Origin of the sequence: Micromonospora sp. CA-249363, assembly GCF_050950185.1 — a bacterium.
Classification (GTDB): Bacteria; Actinomycetota; Actinomycetes; order Mycobacteriales; family Micromonosporaceae; genus Micromonospora.
The window spans coordinates 3,737,378-3,750,395 of record NZ_CP192020.1 but is presented as its reverse complement, the minus strand read 5'-3'; the positions used below and the strand labels follow the sequence as shown (position 1 = coordinate 3,750,395).

Sequence of the window (13,018 nt, the reverse complement as noted above, 5' to 3'; positions counted from 1 at the left end):
TTGCCCCTAATCCAGTGGTTCTATAGCCAAGGCCTTTCGCTGTGCCAAGAGGCGTCAGCTCAATGAGCCCTCGGCCGACAAGGGAGCCAAGTATCGAATAGTACGAAGGATCCCAGGGGCCATAGCGATAACGCATCATCCGTGCGTCCAAGGGTGCGTCATCCTCTTCGACAGAGGCGAGATCGGCGGGCCGCGCGTTATGCGCCTCGAGGACTCTGCGCAGGTGTCGCGGATATCGCAAAAGAAAGTCAAGCTTTGCCAGCTTAACGCGACCCTCAAGATGTCGAGGTCTCCCTCTTGCAGTTGTACTAAATTGGTCAATCAGCAGCAGAATCCGCGCCTCGCCTTCGCGAGATGCACGGTAGCGGGCGCGGCTGACCGAATACGGCCCGAGGTGGGTCGGCGGAAGACCGCTGTTCGCAGCGGTCCCCGGCGGCACTTGAGCAACGACCGTCATGCTGCCGCCCGCCAGGGGAAATCACACTTATCGGAGAGATGTGCCAGGTATCCATAGACGTGGAATGGGTTGCCACCGAAGAGCTTGTCGTGATCACAATAACTGAGGTCTGCCAAGCGTGATAGAAGACCTGTGGCGATAAACTCGGCCTCTCGGTGTCCCTGTACGGGATTTGCGGCCGCGCTCATCCGAGCTTGACTTGCTACAGCTCGAGCCAATGAAAGGGTTCGACGACTAAGCCCTTCCAAGCTTTCTTGCGCGTCTACTCTTTGAGCTATCAGAAGTTGTCGTTGCACCTCCATTTCAGCCCGATAGTATTTTGCTTCCTGAATCGTCTCCTCGCGCGCTCTTCCTGCCCGCATTTTTAGCTCTAGCATAGAAACGCCAGCTCCAGTTGAGAGCCTTCGGGTCAAGGACTCAAGGGGCTCGCTCGGCAAGGGCGGCGTCAAGGCCCTTACCATCTCTCGACTTAGAGTCTGCCGTGAGATGGCGGCAGGAATACACTCGCTGTCTGGGGCCTCGCCGTGGTCGGCCAGCGCATTCTTTGCTTGGGATAGAATCGCGGAGATGGTAGGGGGGAGGCTTCCTGCTTCTTGCGCCGTCGTAGCTGTTTCCAGCAAACGTATATAAATGGTTTCCAGCTCCGACATTGACATGTCCGGCCAGATGCTTCCCATCTCATAAATTGCGTGCGCATCCATCTGGCCCTGGGTTGGCTGGTTATGGCGGATAACCAAGCGCGACAGAAAGTCGTTTATCCATCTACGGTTCAGTCCGTGGGTAACGAGCTTGTTCCGGACCTCGGAGTCTGCAGTCGCCGGGTCGTTAACGAAATTGACCGTTGCGCGCACTTCTGAAATTGGGCCCTCTAGCCACAATTCAAAATTTGACTCACCGTGAAGTCGCGCCTGTCGCACATTATTATATGACCTGACAAGTGAGTCGAATCCGCTCTTGCACATGTTCTTCGCGCTCCAAGAACCGCGATCCCGCGTTTTGAGCTGGATGAAGCGGAATCGGTCGGGGTATACGAGCGTCACGTCCTCGACGTGCTCACAAAGAACAAATGAAGGGCCCTGTTCCGAGAGGCACGAGAGCCACTGAAGGGCAGCCTGCTTCGCCTGCCACCTGTATCGAGCAAAGGTGCGAGTACCTGTCGGATCGCTTGCAACCCTCGCAACTTGCTCCAAACGCGTTCGCGCGGCGCCGGCGGTCTCGGCCCCGTAGGTCGTCATAAAGATTCCACCAAGAGGGCGGGTCTCTCGATTCTGGTTGCGCAGCGTGACGAACGACGGAACTGCATGTGACGGATGTTACTCATAACTATCACCCGTAGCGACCCTCTGCCTGTCGGGTAGCCGCTTGACAGCGCGTTAGATGACGCTCAACCGCACATTGGCAAGACGCTCTGTCACGGATCGATGGACCGCGCTCCGCTCTGCGCAAGGTGGGGAGGTTGACCGGCGGCAGGCCTACCCAAGCCTTCTAACCCCGGGTGAGCCCACGGGCCCGGCGGGACACGCCCAAACAGTCCGCTGTCAGTTCGGTGCAAGCCCCTCCGGAAAGCGCTCGCTTATGCGCGGCGTGTGTCTCCATGGCCGGGCGATGACGACGGAGGTACTGTCCGAAGTGGCAGTTGCGATGTCGACGCTGCCCTGCGCAGCACCGTCGGGAGCAGTAATGTCGGAACCCACCTCGTCTTTCGCTGACCAATTTCGCGCTTTGATCATGAACCGTGGAGTCAGCTACCGGGCGCTGGCAAGTCAAACGTTCTACAGCAAGAGCTACCTGCATGACCTAGCCTGCGGTCGTAAGACGCCGGCCCTGAGTACTGCTCAGCGCTTGGACACTGCCCTAGCGGCGGGCGGGAAGCTGGTTGCACTCCTTGCGGTCGCTGGGATAGGGAGAATTCGGCGGGCACCGGCGTGGCCCATTGGCCACCATGCGATGCGGAACAACTCGCCGGACTGCTCGTCACGCAGACGCCTACGTCTGTGAACGCTGCTGCCTTGGCCCATCAGTGGCTGATCGCCGAGCCACCACAGCGACATGAGCTGGGTGCGGGCCGACGGGTTGGGGACGAGACGGTGGCTCGGATCGAAGAGCGGGTTCGTCAGCTCCGACGGCTGGACGACCACGTTGGTAGTGCCGAGACCTACGCGATGGTTTCCGCCGAGTTGTCCGCCACCGCTGACCTGCTTCGTGAGGGCAGCTATCGGGAGGCTACACATTGCCGGCTGCTCGTCGTCATCGCCGACCTGTGTCAGTTGGCGGGCTTCGTCGCCGAGGACGCTGGCCGGCTCTCCGAGGCGCGCCATTACTACCTGACCGGGATGCGGGCTGCACATGCTGGTGGCGACGCTGTGAGTGCGGCCAACTGTCTGAGCAGCCTTTCCTACCTTGAGGCGAATCTTGGCGACCGGCGCGAGGCAGTCACCTTGGCACGATCGGCCTACGTGGGGGGCCGGCACGCGGCCGAGTCCACCGGCCAAGCTCTGCTGCTTGAGCGCGTGGCCTGGGCGCATGCACGCATGGGCGAGGCGAATCTCGCCGAGCGGGCCTTGGGCGACGTCGCGGAGATCTATCAGCATGTTGACCTGCGCGAAGCACCTTCCTGGGCGTACTGGTTGACCCAGGACGAGGTTCAGGTCATGGCAGGGCGTGTGTGGACTGAATTGCGTCGACCGCTTAGAGCGGTGCCCCTCTTGGAAGACGCCATCCGTCGCTACGGCGACGACTCGCCCCGCGAGACCTCCTTGTATCTCGGTTGGCTTACGCAAGCGCTGCTGCAAGCCGGAGAGGTTGAGCAGGCCATCGCCGTGGCCGGACGTTCCGTGGCTCTGGCGCGCACAGCGCGGTCGCAACGTGCCGTTGACCGTGTCGCCGAGCTGCGCCAGATGATCGCCGCCGTCGACGGCAGGACGAGCGCCGCTGACGAGTTCCTAGAGCTGTCCGCTGGCCTGTCCGCCGCGTCGGGCGGACACCTCGAAGGACAGTAGCGGACGCGATCCGTCTGGATCGCAATCGATGATGGTCACAGGCTGTCACCTAGGCATCGCTGATCGGTCGCCCGGTGGGGCGCGGCGAGCCGGGCGCGGCTGCCAACTCCGTCATGTGCACGTCGCGCCCCGACCCGTGAGGTGGGGGAATGAGCGGCAGACACGATGGGCGTGGCGATCAGACGGCGAGCAAGGGTGAACAGGTTGAGGCTGCCGAGCGGGAGGCTGCCAAGCAGCGCATCCTGGCTCAGGCCGAGGCGGAACGCGTGCCCGTGGACGACACGACCCGTGCGGTCCCGGACCGGCGGTGGCGGCGTGAGCAGCGATGACCTCCCCATCGGACGACGCGTCGCCGGCTGGCGGGTGCGGCGCTCGATGACGCAGCAGATGCTGGCCGATCGCCTGCGCAGGTCGAAGAGCTGGGTAGACAAGATCGAGCGCGGCGTCCGCCCCCTGGACCGGTACTCGGTCATCCAGGAACTCTCCCGCGTCCTGCGGGTTGACCCGGAGGTGCTGCTCGGCCAGCCGCTCAGCACGCCGACGAGCGCTCCGGCCGGGGTGGACGACGTCCGGGCCGCCCTCGCCCGCTACGACACCCCGCCGACCCCGCCACACATGCACGAGCTGAGGCGGCAGGTCGGGCACGCCTGGCTGGCCTACCAGCACGCGCACTACCCGCAGTTGGTACGCGCGGTGCCGAGTGTGCTCGACGCTGCCCAGGGCGCGCGATCACCCGAGCTGCTGGTGCAGGCTTACCGGATCACCGCGCTACTGCTGGTCAAGCTCGGCGAGGCCGACCTCGCCTGGCTGGCCGCCGACCGCGCGATGGGCGCTGCCCAGGACGACCCCGTCCTGGCCGCGACAGCGGCAGTCGCGGTATCCCAGGCGCTACGCGCGTCGGGCCGGGACCGCCTGGCCCTGTTGGCGACCCTCAGCGCTGCACACCGTGTCCTCCCACCGTCAGCCGACGAAGATGATCAAGAGGTTTACGGCGCATTTGGAGATCAAAGTCGACGCAAACCTCTTGATCACCGGAGCGAGGGCGGGGGAGAGCGCCGGGGTGACCGTCGAGCGTGGGCGGTGGGCGGGACGTTGCTGGTCCAGGCCGCACTGGCCGCCGCCGGCTGCGGCGAGCACCGCCGCGCCACCGACCTGATCGAGCGGGCCGCGGGCGTCGCCACCAACCTGCGGGGGTACGACGACCCGCACGGCACCAGCTTCGGGACGGTCACCGTGGAAATGGCGCGGGTGCTCCTCGCGGGGCAGCGCGGTGACACCGACGGCGCAGTGGCACGGCATTCGACGATCGTGCGGCGGGAGGTGTGGCGGCGACTGCCGGCCGAGTATCGGGGTGCCTACCTGCTCGACGCCGCGCGGATCTACCTGCACGCCGGTGACCTGCGCGGGGCGGCGCGGGCGTTGGTCGACGCGGACAGTGTCGCGCCGGGTGAGGTTCGGGGGAGGCCTCTGGCGCGTACTCTCATCGCTGATCTTGCCCGTGCCAAGCCGGTGCCGGCCGGCGTGGCGCGGCTGGCGACGTTGGTCGGGCTTACCCGGTGACGGACGTGCGTCGGCGCACCTCGTCGGCGGGGTTGATGGTGCGGACCGGGTTCGGGACTACGGTCATGTCCCCAACATGCGGCAACACGGTCTTGACTTCAACCTGCCTTGAGCCCCCAGCATCAGCCGTATGCAGATCCCAGGAAGCAGCGGTCTTCAGATGCAGGCCGACGCGAACCAGGTGGCCGCGTACTGGACGCGGTTGGCGTACGAATCCATCATCCGGTTCACCCGCGACGAGCAGGCCAAGCGCGGCTTCACGCAGCCGCAGTTCTGGATCCTGCGCCACCTCTCTCCGCACGACCTCGCGCCTCATGACCGCGCAGCCAGGACCATCCCCGAGCTTGAGCACGCCATGACCGAGTACATCCGCCCCGAGGATGACCTCGCGCGCGACGCCGAGGTGCTCCTCAGCCGCGGATGGATCCACGCGGATCATGACGGCAACCTACGACTCACCGACGCCGGCGAGGCGGCTCGCCTGCGGATGAAGCAGTCCGCTCCCGAGATCCGGTCGCTGATCCATCGAGGTATCGACGACGCGGACTACGTTGCGGCGCTCACAGTGCTACAGAGACTCATCGCCAACACGACCCGGGCACCGGAGACGCAAGCCTGAGGCTTGCGTCAGAAGCACCCAGGCCTGCCCTGGCCGTCGCGCCGGCTGAGGTTCGGGGGCGGCCTCTGGCGCGTACTCTCATCGCCGATCTTGCCCGGGCCAAGCCGGCGCCGGCCGGGGTGGCGCGGCTGGCGACGCTGGTTGGGCTTACCCGGTGACGGACTCGCGTCGGCGTACGTCGTCGGCGGGGTTGATGGTGCGGACCGGGTTGGGGACCGGGCCGCGTCGTCGCCACTCGCGGGGGTAGCCGAGGGAGACCTCCTCGAAGCGGACGCCGTCGTAGGAGGTCGTGCGGGGGATGTGCAGGTGCCCGTAGACCATCGTGGACGCGCCGAAGCGCAGGTGCCAGTCGCGGGTGCGGACGGTGCCGCACCACTGGGCGAACTCCGGGAACCACAGGATGTCGGTGGGTTCGCGTACGAGGGGGTAGTGGTTGACCAGCACGGTCGGCAGGTCCGGGTCGCGTTCGGTGAGCCGGCGCTCGGTCTCGGTGACGCGGGCGTCGCACCAGGCCTCGCGGCTCGGGTACGGGTCGGGGTGCAGCAGCGCCTCGTCCGTGCAGACCACGCCGGCCTTGTACGCGATGTCGAGGGACTCCTGTTTGGTGCTCGCCTGGGGCACCCGGAACGTGTAGTCGTAGAGCACGAACAGCGGGGCAATGGTGGCGGGGCCGCCCTCGCCGTCCCACACCGGGTACGGGTCCTCGGGCGTGACGACGCCCAGGCGTTGGCACATCGCCACCAGCTCGCGGTAGCGGGCCTCGCCGCGCAGGTGCTCCGGGTCGCCCGGCGGCGTCCACAGCTCGTGGTTGCCGGGCGCCCAGACGACCTTGGCGAAGCGAGTGCTCAGCAGCGCGAGCGCCCACTCGATGTCGGCGAACCGGTCGGCCACGTCACCGGCCACGAGCAGCCAGTCGCCGGGGTGGTCCGGGCGCAGCTCTTCGACGAACGCGCGGTTCTCCGCGTAGCTGATGTGCAGGTCGCTGACGGCCCGCAGCCGGGGAGATACGCTCACGCATCGAGGCTAGGCCGTCGCGGCCGGATCGGGACACCCCGATCCGGCCGGTCGGTCAGCAGAACCAGCCGTCCTGCACCCAGCCGCGCCGGTTGATGTGTCCGTAGGCGAAGCCGTAGACGTAACCGCCGCTGCGCGGACCTTCGACCAGGAACGTCTGACCCTGGTAGAGGGTGCCCATCCAGGCGCCGTTGGGCTGCGTGCGGACGAACAGGTCGTTCGCGCAGACCGTCTCGCGCTGGCCGATGGTGCCGTTGGCGGCCTGCGCCGGAGCGGCGGCGAGGGTCACGGTGGCGACCCCGGCGAGCAGGGCGGCGATCACCCGTCGCCTCACCATGAGTCGTACCCGCCGATGCACTCGATGCGCAGGTAGCCCCAGTCGTTGGGGCCGAAGTCGAAGGAGGCGGCCCACCCGTTGTAGACGGGGTGCGCGCCGGGGGTGTGGCCGATCTTGTTGCCGTACGCGAGGGTGCGCTTCAGGCCGGTGGGACCGCCGGCGGAGTCGTAGTTGGCGTAGAAGCTGGCGCTCTGGCAGATGACGACGGCGTGCCGGGGCACCACCGGATCGGCCTGCGCCGGTGTGCCGCCCAGAGCGGCCACGACCGCTCCGACGGCCAGCGCTGCGGGTACTCCTCGACGCATGCCCACCTCCGGTGTGCCGAAACTTTCCTACCGGCGAGCCTAGCGATCGTGTCGATAAATGTCGATGGGCGGCGCTACCACGGGACGTGCCCGCCGGCCGGCATATCCGCAGGCCCGGCGGGAAAGCGCGGGGCGTCCGAGAGCCCGAAACCGGAGCAGGAGACGAAACATGCCTTTCATCACCGTGGGGACGGAGAACTCCGCGCCCATCGACCTGTACTACGAGGACCACGGGTCCGGTAAGCCCGTGGTGCTGATCCACGGCTTCCCGTTCAACGGTGCGACCTGGGAGAAGGAGACCAGCGCGCTGCTGAATGCCGGATACCGGACGATCACCTACGATCGGCGCGGCTTCGGAAACTCGGCGCAGCCGGCGTTCGGGTACGACTACAACACGTTCGCGGCCGACCTGGACGTGTTGATGACCGAGCTGGACCTCAGTGACGTGACCCTGGTGGGCCACTCGATGGGCACCGGCGAGGTCGTGCGGTACCTGGGCAACTACGGCTCCCAGCGGGTCAGCAAGGCCGTGCTGCTGAGCCCGCTCGAGCCGATGCTGGCCAAGGCCGACGACAACCCCGAGGGCGTCGACCGGAAGATGTTCAAGGGCTTCCAGGACGCCATCATGAAGGACCGGTTCGCCTACCTGACGTCCTTCTGCGACGCGTTCTTCAACCCGGACCAGAACATGGGCAAGCGGGTCAGCGAAGAGGCGTACCGGGCGCACTGGCAGATCGGCGCGATGGCCTCCGGCAAGGCCACCCACGACAGTGTGGACGCCTGGCAGGAGGACTTCCGGCCGGACCTGCCGAAGATCAACATCCCGGTGCTGATCGTGCAGGGCGACCAGGACCGGGTGCTGCCGTACCCGGTGACCGGTCAGCGGCTCGGCCCGATGATGCCGACCGGCACGCTCGTCACGCTCAAGGGCGCTCCGCACGGTATCCCGTGGACGCACGCCGACGAGGTCAACAAGGCGATCATGGACTTCATGAAGCAGCCTGCGAAGGCGCGCGCCTGACCCGTACCGGTAGCCGATCGGACGCCAGCGCCGTAACGGCGCTACGGCACCCGGCCCCAGCGTTTCGCACCGGGGCCGGGTGCCGGCTTTCCTTGATCGCTCGATCACGCCCGGATCAGCGTCACCAGCCCGGCCGCGACCAGCACGCCGGCCCAGAGTCGGTCGACGTTGAACCACGCCTTGCGTAGCACCCCCACCCCGAGCACCTCGTAGACCAGCACCGCCACGACCAGGGCGGTGCCGAGCATCGCCACGGTGTGCACCCCGGCGGCGGCCAACCCGGGTAGCGCGCCCACCGGCGCCGCGGCCAGGTGCCCGGAATGGCCCCCGGACACCGGCTCGGCCACCAGCACCGGCAGCAGCATCAGCCCCGCGCCGTGGGCCGACGACATGAGGAACGACCAGCCGGCGAGCTGTGCCGCCGACAGTCGCATCCCCGCCCAGCGGAAGTGCCGCTCGGACAGCAGCCGCCACAGTCCGAAGCCGACCAGCAGCACCCCGCCGACCACCGCCAGAGCCGTGCTCGCCGTCACCGAGCGGGTCGCCGTGACCAGGGCGGCGACGATCGCCACCGAGGCCAGGTGCCCCGCCGCGATCGGTGGCAGGGCCCGCAGCAGCGCCGAACGGCTGCGCTCCTGAAGGCCCCGGGCCACCGCGAACAGCCAGCCCATCGCCGGGTTCAGGCCGTGGAACGCGCCGAGCGCCGCGAGCGTCGCCAGGGTCCCGAGGGTCACGGGAAGCAGTACGAGTCGGAGGACGCGTCCCCACCCTGTAGGCGCGTCTGGTGCACGCGCAGCCCCCGGAACTCGTCCCCGTGCGGGAAGAACCGCTCGTCCGGGGTGAGCCCACCGGCCTCGACGTCGACGTCCAGCTTGGCGAGCCACGCGCCCACCCCGTCGGGGTAGAACTGGTCGTCCCACGCGCCGTAGAGGGAGTTGCTGACGTAGACCCGCCGGCCGTCCCGGCTCACCTCCACCATCTGCGGGCCGCCGGCCAGGGCCTCGTCGGGCGCGGACGGGTGTGCCGTACGACGGACGATGCCGCCGAGGTGCACCGAGCCGGTCTGCACCGGGTGCAGCGGGTCGCTGACGTCGTACTGGCGCAGCTCGCCGGTGCCCCAGCACGACACGTACAGGAAGCGGTCGTCGACGGACAGGTCGATGTCGGTCACCAGTGGCGGCACCGCGCCGAACGGCTTGAGCAGGTCGGGCAGGTCCGCCGGGTCGGCCGGCTCGGCGGGAATGTCGATGACCTTGGTGACCGCCCAGCCGTCGCCGTCGCGGTGCCACAGCCACACCGAGGCGGACAGGTCCTCGACGCTGATCACCACCCCGACGAACCCGTACGACTTCGTCGGGTCGTGCGCCGGACGCAGCTCCAGCGGCATCTGGTACGCATCGCCCAGGTCGACGCGCTGCACGTGCCGGCGCTTGGCGAGATCCCAGAAGTGGATGGCGTGCCCGTAGCGGCGGCCCAGCAGCAGCTCCCCGATGATGCCGTCCTCGATCATCGACGGCGTGCCCCACTCGCTGGTGACCAGCACGTCCTGGTTGAGGTGCCACCACACGTCGTACGCGAGGAACTGCGGCCCCCGGTCGGCCTCCCACGCCCCGCGGACCTCGAAGGTGGTGTGGTCGAGGATCGCGATGCCACCCGGGCCCTCCTCGCCGTCCGCGCCGCCCAGCGCGGACAGGTAGATGCCGTCCGGGCCACAGTGCACGGTGTGCGGGCGGGAGTAGCCGGCCCGCTTCGCCAGCTCCTCCGGGCCGATCACCTTGACGACCTGCGGCTGTCGGGGATCGGGCTGGGTGTCGATCACGTGGATGCGCGAGGAGCGCAGGCCCGGCACGATCAGGTAGCGCCGCTCGACGTGCGGGTGCGGGGCGGTCGGGCAGAGCGCGCTGCTGCACGCGTTCCAGCCGAAGTGGTGCAGCTCGTCGCCGAGGTGCGGCAGGTCGGTCCAGCCGACGACCCGGCCGTAGTCGGGGGAGTCCGGGTCGGTGTCGAGCACCACGATGGCGTCCGGGCGGCTCGCCGTACGGTCGAAGGCCGCCACGTAGGCGAGCTTCTCGGCCGGCGCGGTCGCCGCCTCGCGGGGGGACGGATAGAAGGTCGGGTCGGGGGTCCAGCGGGTCATCGCATCTCCGCTTCCTCAGGTGGTTGGGACGCCGAGTCGGTCGAGCAGCAGGCGGCGCAGCGCGCCGAAGCCCGGGTCGTCCGGCGTACGGGTGGGGGCCAGGTCGACGGGCAGCTCCGCGGCGATGCGGCCCTCGTCGAGCAGCAGGATCCGGTCGGCGAGCAGCAGCGCCTCGTCCACGTCGTGGGTGACCAGCAGGGCGGCGAAGCCGTGCTCGGCGCGCAGCCGGCGCAGCAGCACCTGCATCCGTAGCCGGGTGAGCGCGTCGAGGGCGCCGAACGGCTCGTCGAGCAGCAGCAGGTCCGGCTCGCGGACCAGCGCCCGGGCGACGGCCACCCGCTGCGCCTGCCCACCGGACAGCTCGGCCGGCCAGGCCCGGTGCCGCTCGGCCAACCCGACCTCGGTCAACGCCCGCTCGATGCGACCGGCGGTGTCGGGGCCGGACAGGCCGAGCCCGACGTTCGCCGCCACCCGCTTCCAGGGCAGGAGCCGGTGCTCCTGGAAGACCACGGCGGCGGTGCCGTGCACCACGGTCTCGCCGGTCGCGTCGCCGTCCAGGCCGGCGAGGATGCGCAGCAGGGTGCTCTTGCCCGAGCCGCTGCCGCCGAGCAGGGCCACGACCTCGCCCCGGGCGATGCTCAGGTCGACCCCGTCCAACACGACCGTCGGCCCGAAGGACCGGCGGATCGCACTCGCGGTCAGCACCGGGGTCGCGCCGATCAGGTGGCTCGCAGTCCGCGTCGCCATGTCAACATCCTCCTCTCCGCCACGCGTAGGGCAAGGTCGGATATCAGCCCGAGCAGCGCGTAGACGAGCAGGCCCAGCACCACCACGTCGGTCTGGCTGAACTCCCGCGCCTCCATCATCAGGAAGCCGATGCCCGTCTGGGCGTTGACCTGCTCGCCGACGACGAGGCTGAGCCAGGCCGCGCCGATCGCGAGGCGCAGGCCGAGAAACAGCGACGGCAGTGCCCCGGGCAGCACGACGTGACGCAGCCGGGCGGCCGGCCCGAGCCCGCAGGCCCGGGCCGCCTCCACCAGCCGTTCGTCGATGTCGCGGATGCCGGCGTACGTGTTGAAGTAGACGGGGAAGAACGCGCCCAGCGCCACCAGGCTGATCTTCAGCGACTCGCCGATGCCGACCCAGATGATGAGCAGGGGCACCAGGCCCAGGTGCGGCAGCATGCGGGCCATCTGCACCGGTGGGTCGACGAGGTCGTCGCCGAGCCGCAGCAGCCCGGCCACGGTGCCCAGGACGAGCGCCAGCACGCCGCCGATGAGCAGTCCCGCGCCGGCCCGGGTGAGGGAGTCCACCAGGTGCACGGCGAGGGTGCCGTCGCGGGACAGCCGCCAGCCGGTCGCGAGGACGTCGCTGGGCGCGGGCAGCTTCTCCGGCGCCAGCAACCCGGTCCGGGCCGCCAGCTCCCAGCCCAGCACCAGCGCGACCGGGCTGACGATCCGCCGCCACCGTAGGGTCCGCCGTGGGCGGGCTGCGGCCGTCGCCTCGGCTACGACCTCCACCGGCGTCTCCAGCAACGGGGTACGACTCACTGGAACACCGCGCTGAAGCGGTCGTCCACCCGGCTCCTGATGTCGACCGGTCCCGGGATGAGCTCCAGCGCGATGAAGCTGTCCGTGATCGCCTGGAGTTCGTCGCCGATGGCCGGGGTGACCGGTGCGAGTGGCTTGGCGCTGCGGCTCAGGGCGCGACTGGTGACGTCCTCCGGGATCTTCAGCTCCGGCGCGAGCGTGCGGGCCCGCTCCTGCGGGTTGGCGATGCCCCAGTCGGTCACCTCGCGGTACTTCGCCAGGAACGCCCGGACGTCGTCCGTGCGCTTGCTGACCGCGTCCGGGGCGGCCAGCACGTACTCGCGGTTGCTGGCCAGGCCGGTCGCGTCGGCCAGCACCCGCACGCCGGGCTGCTCGGCCAGGGCGAAGTAGGGATCCCAGATCACCCAGGCGTCGATCTGACCGCTGTCGAAGGCGGGGCGTCCCTCGGCCGGCTTGAGGTACTTGACGTTGATGTCGCTCAGCTTCATCTTGTTGGCCTCCAGCAGCCGCACCAGCAGCCAGTGGACGTTGGAGCCCTTGTTCAGGGCGACCGTCCTGCCCTTGAGGTCGGCGAAGCTGCGGAAGCCGCTGTCGGCCTTGACGAGCACGGCCTCACCCTGCGGGATCGGCTCCGAGGTGCCGATGATGGAGAACGGGATCTTGCCGGCGGCGGCGAAGACCGGTGGGGCCTCGCCCACCTGTCCGATGTCGATCGACCCGGCCTTGAGCGCCTCGGTGAGCGCCGGACCGCTCTCGAACAGCGACCACTCGACGTCCGGGGCCGCGCCGCGCGCCTTGACCAGGCTGAGCCCGCCGAAGCGCTGGTAGCCGATCCGCAGCTTGCCGCCGTCGTCGCCGGCGTCGGCGGAACCGCCGCAGGCGCTCACGCCGCCCGCGGCGAGCAGGGCGAGCGCGGTGAGGGCCGCGGCGAGCAGCCGGCGACGCGGGGGATGGCCAGGTGAGAGGGTACGCATGACGGCTCCTTGCGATGAGCGGACGAGCCGGGCCGCGTCGACCGG

The 13,018-nt window shown here is 68.7% G+C and carries 15 protein-coding genes and 1 pseudogene; 6 read left to right on the top strand and 10 right to left on the bottom strand.

Annotated features, from left to right (window positions below; genetic code table 11):
* Window positions 1–453: 453 nt before the first annotated feature.
* On the bottom strand, window positions 454–1,308 hold the full coding sequence (locus ACQPZK_RS17285) for a hypothetical protein (protein ID WP_433539384.1): 855 nt from the start codon (window positions 1,306–1,308) through the stop codon (window positions 454–456).
* 159 nt (window positions 1,309–1,467) lie between these two features.
* A pseudogene (locus ACQPZK_RS17280) lies at window positions 1,468–1,692 on the bottom strand (dsDNA nuclease domain-containing protein); the annotation flags it as partial.
* 142 nt (window positions 1,693–1,834) lie between these two features.
* Between ACQPZK_RS17280 and ACQPZK_RS17275 the strand changes: the two are divergent.
* The 5 genes from ACQPZK_RS17275 to ACQPZK_RS17255 all read left to right on the top strand — a co-directional run bounded on the left by ACQPZK_RS17275 (window position 1,835) and on the right by ACQPZK_RS17255 (window position 5,635).
* Entirely contained in the window at window positions 1,835–2,455 is a 621-nt protein-coding gene (locus ACQPZK_RS17275) for a helix-turn-helix domain-containing protein (protein ID WP_433533944.1), read from the top strand.
* A gap of 89 nt (window positions 2,456–2,544) precedes the next feature.
* Window positions 2,545–3,456 (top strand): transcriptional regulator, encoded by a 912-nt coding sequence (locus ACQPZK_RS17270; protein WP_433533943.1) that lies wholly within the window; start codon window positions 2,545–2,547, stop codon window positions 3,454–3,456.
* 149 nt (window positions 3,457–3,605) lie between these two features.
* A complete protein-coding gene (locus ACQPZK_RS17265) occupies window positions 3,606–3,785 on the top strand; it encodes a hypothetical protein (protein ID WP_433533942.1) in 180 nt (59 codons plus the stop codon).
* Window positions 3,772–5,016 (top strand): helix-turn-helix domain-containing protein, encoded by a 1,245-nt coding sequence (locus tag ACQPZK_RS17260; protein WP_433533941.1) that lies wholly within the window; start codon window positions 3,772–3,774, stop codon window positions 5,014–5,016. Before ACQPZK_RS17265 ends, ACQPZK_RS17260 begins: the two co-directional genes overlap by 14 nt.
* Before the next feature lie 130 nt (window positions 5,017–5,146).
* Window positions 5,147–5,635: a MarR family transcriptional regulator gene (locus tag ACQPZK_RS17255; RefSeq protein WP_433533940.1), complete on the top strand. Its 489-nt coding sequence runs from the start codon at window positions 5,147–5,149 to the stop codon at window positions 5,633–5,635.
* 147 nt (window positions 5,636–5,782) lie between these two features.
* On the opposite strand, the gene ACQPZK_RS17250 is transcribed toward ACQPZK_RS17255, so the two are convergent.
* Genes ACQPZK_RS17250 through ACQPZK_RS17240 form a run of 3 tightly spaced genes read right to left on the bottom strand, consistent with a single transcriptional unit; the run spans window position 5,783 to window position 7,291 of the window.
* Entirely contained in the window at window positions 5,783–6,649 is an 867-nt protein-coding gene (locus tag ACQPZK_RS17250; protein WP_433533939.1) for a metallophosphoesterase family protein, read from the bottom strand.
* A 55-nt stretch (window positions 6,650–6,704) separates the two neighbouring features.
* Complete coding sequence (locus ACQPZK_RS17245) at window positions 6,705–6,986, bottom strand: hypothetical protein (RefSeq protein WP_433533938.1); 282 nt, start codon at window positions 6,984–6,986, stop codon at window positions 6,705–6,707.
* A complete protein-coding gene (locus ACQPZK_RS17240; protein ID WP_433533937.1) occupies window positions 6,980–7,291 on the bottom strand; it encodes a hypothetical protein in 312 nt (103 codons plus the stop codon). The genes ACQPZK_RS17245 and ACQPZK_RS17240 overlap by 7 nt, the downstream gene beginning before the upstream one ends.
* A 169-nt stretch (window positions 7,292–7,460) precedes the next feature.
* Between ACQPZK_RS17240 and ACQPZK_RS17235 the strand changes: the two genes are divergently transcribed.
* Window positions 7,461–8,312 carry an alpha/beta fold hydrolase gene (locus ACQPZK_RS17235; RefSeq protein WP_433533936.1) on the top strand — a complete coding sequence of 284 codons (852 nt, stop codon included), beginning with the start codon at window positions 7,461–7,463 and terminating at the stop codon, window positions 8,310–8,312.
* 104 nt (window positions 8,313–8,416) lie between these two features.
* On the opposite strand, the gene ACQPZK_RS17230 is transcribed toward ACQPZK_RS17235, so the two are convergent.
* The 5 genes from ACQPZK_RS17230 to ACQPZK_RS17210 are packed head-to-tail and all read right to left on the bottom strand — an operon-like array spanning window position 8,417 to window position 12,973.
* Window positions 8,417–9,046: a hypothetical protein gene (locus ACQPZK_RS17230; RefSeq protein WP_433533935.1), complete on the bottom strand. Its 630-nt coding sequence runs from the start codon at window positions 9,044–9,046 to the stop codon at window positions 8,417–8,419.
* The gene (locus ACQPZK_RS17225; protein WP_433533934.1) at window positions 9,043–10,449 is read right to left on the bottom strand and encodes a selenium-binding family protein; all 1,407 of its coding nucleotides are present in this window, start codon (window positions 10,447–10,449) and stop codon (window positions 9,043–9,045) included. The genes ACQPZK_RS17230 and ACQPZK_RS17225 overlap by 4 nt, the downstream gene beginning before the upstream one ends.
* Window positions 10,450–10,464: 15 nt before the next feature.
* Window positions 10,465–11,196 carry an ABC transporter ATP-binding protein gene (locus ACQPZK_RS17220; protein WP_433533933.1) on the bottom strand — a complete coding sequence of 244 codons (732 nt, stop codon included), beginning with the start codon at window positions 11,194–11,196 and terminating at the stop codon, window positions 10,465–10,467.
* Window positions 11,169–11,999: an ABC transporter permease gene (locus tag ACQPZK_RS17215; protein ID WP_433533932.1), complete on the bottom strand. Its 831-nt coding sequence runs from the start codon at window positions 11,997–11,999 to the stop codon at window positions 11,169–11,171. Before ACQPZK_RS17215 ends, ACQPZK_RS17220 begins: the two co-directional genes overlap by 28 nt.
* Window positions 11,996–12,973: an aliphatic sulfonate ABC transporter substrate-binding protein gene (locus ACQPZK_RS17210; protein WP_433533931.1), complete on the bottom strand. Its 978-nt coding sequence runs from the start codon at window positions 12,971–12,973 to the stop codon at window positions 11,996–11,998. Before ACQPZK_RS17210 ends, ACQPZK_RS17215 begins: the two co-directional genes overlap by 4 nt.
* Between the last annotated feature and the right edge of the window lie 45 nt (window positions 12,974–13,018).

Excerpts from the sequence above, each read along its gene's own strand:
- ACQPZK_RS17275 (WP_433533944.1), top strand. The coding sequence starts at position 1,835 with ATGACGCTCAACCGCACATTGGCAAGACGCTCTGTCACGGATCGATGG.
- ACQPZK_RS17265 (WP_433533942.1), top strand. The coding sequence starts at position 3,606 with ATGAGCGGCAGACACGATGGGCGTGGCGATCAGACGGCGAGCAAGGGT.
- ACQPZK_RS17255 (WP_433533940.1), top strand. The coding sequence starts at position 5,147 with ATGCAGATCCCAGGAAGCAGCGGTCTTCAGATGCAGGCCGACGCGAAC.
- ACQPZK_RS17235 (WP_433533936.1), top strand. The coding sequence starts at position 7,461 with ATGCCTTTCATCACCGTGGGGACGGAGAACTCCGCGCCCATCGACCTG.
- ACQPZK_RS17220 (WP_433533933.1), bottom strand. The coding sequence starts at position 11,196 with ATGGCGACGCGGACTGCGAGCCACCTGATCGGCGCGACCCCGGTGCTG.
- ACQPZK_RS17210 (WP_433533931.1), bottom strand. The coding sequence starts at position 12,973 with ATGCGTACCCTCTCACCTGGCCATCCCCCGCGTCGCCGGCTGCTCGCC.
- ACQPZK_RS17240 (WP_433533937.1), bottom strand. The coding sequence starts at position 7,291 with ATGCGTCGAGGAGTACCCGCAGCGCTGGCCGTCGGAGCGGTCGTGGCC.
- ACQPZK_RS17225 (WP_433533934.1), bottom strand. The coding sequence starts at position 10,449 with ATGACCCGCTGGACCCCCGACCCGACCTTCTATCCGTCCCCCCGCGAG.
- ACQPZK_RS17245 (WP_433533938.1), bottom strand. The coding sequence starts at position 6,986 with ATGGTGAGGCGACGGGTGATCGCCGCCCTGCTCGCCGGGGTCGCCACC.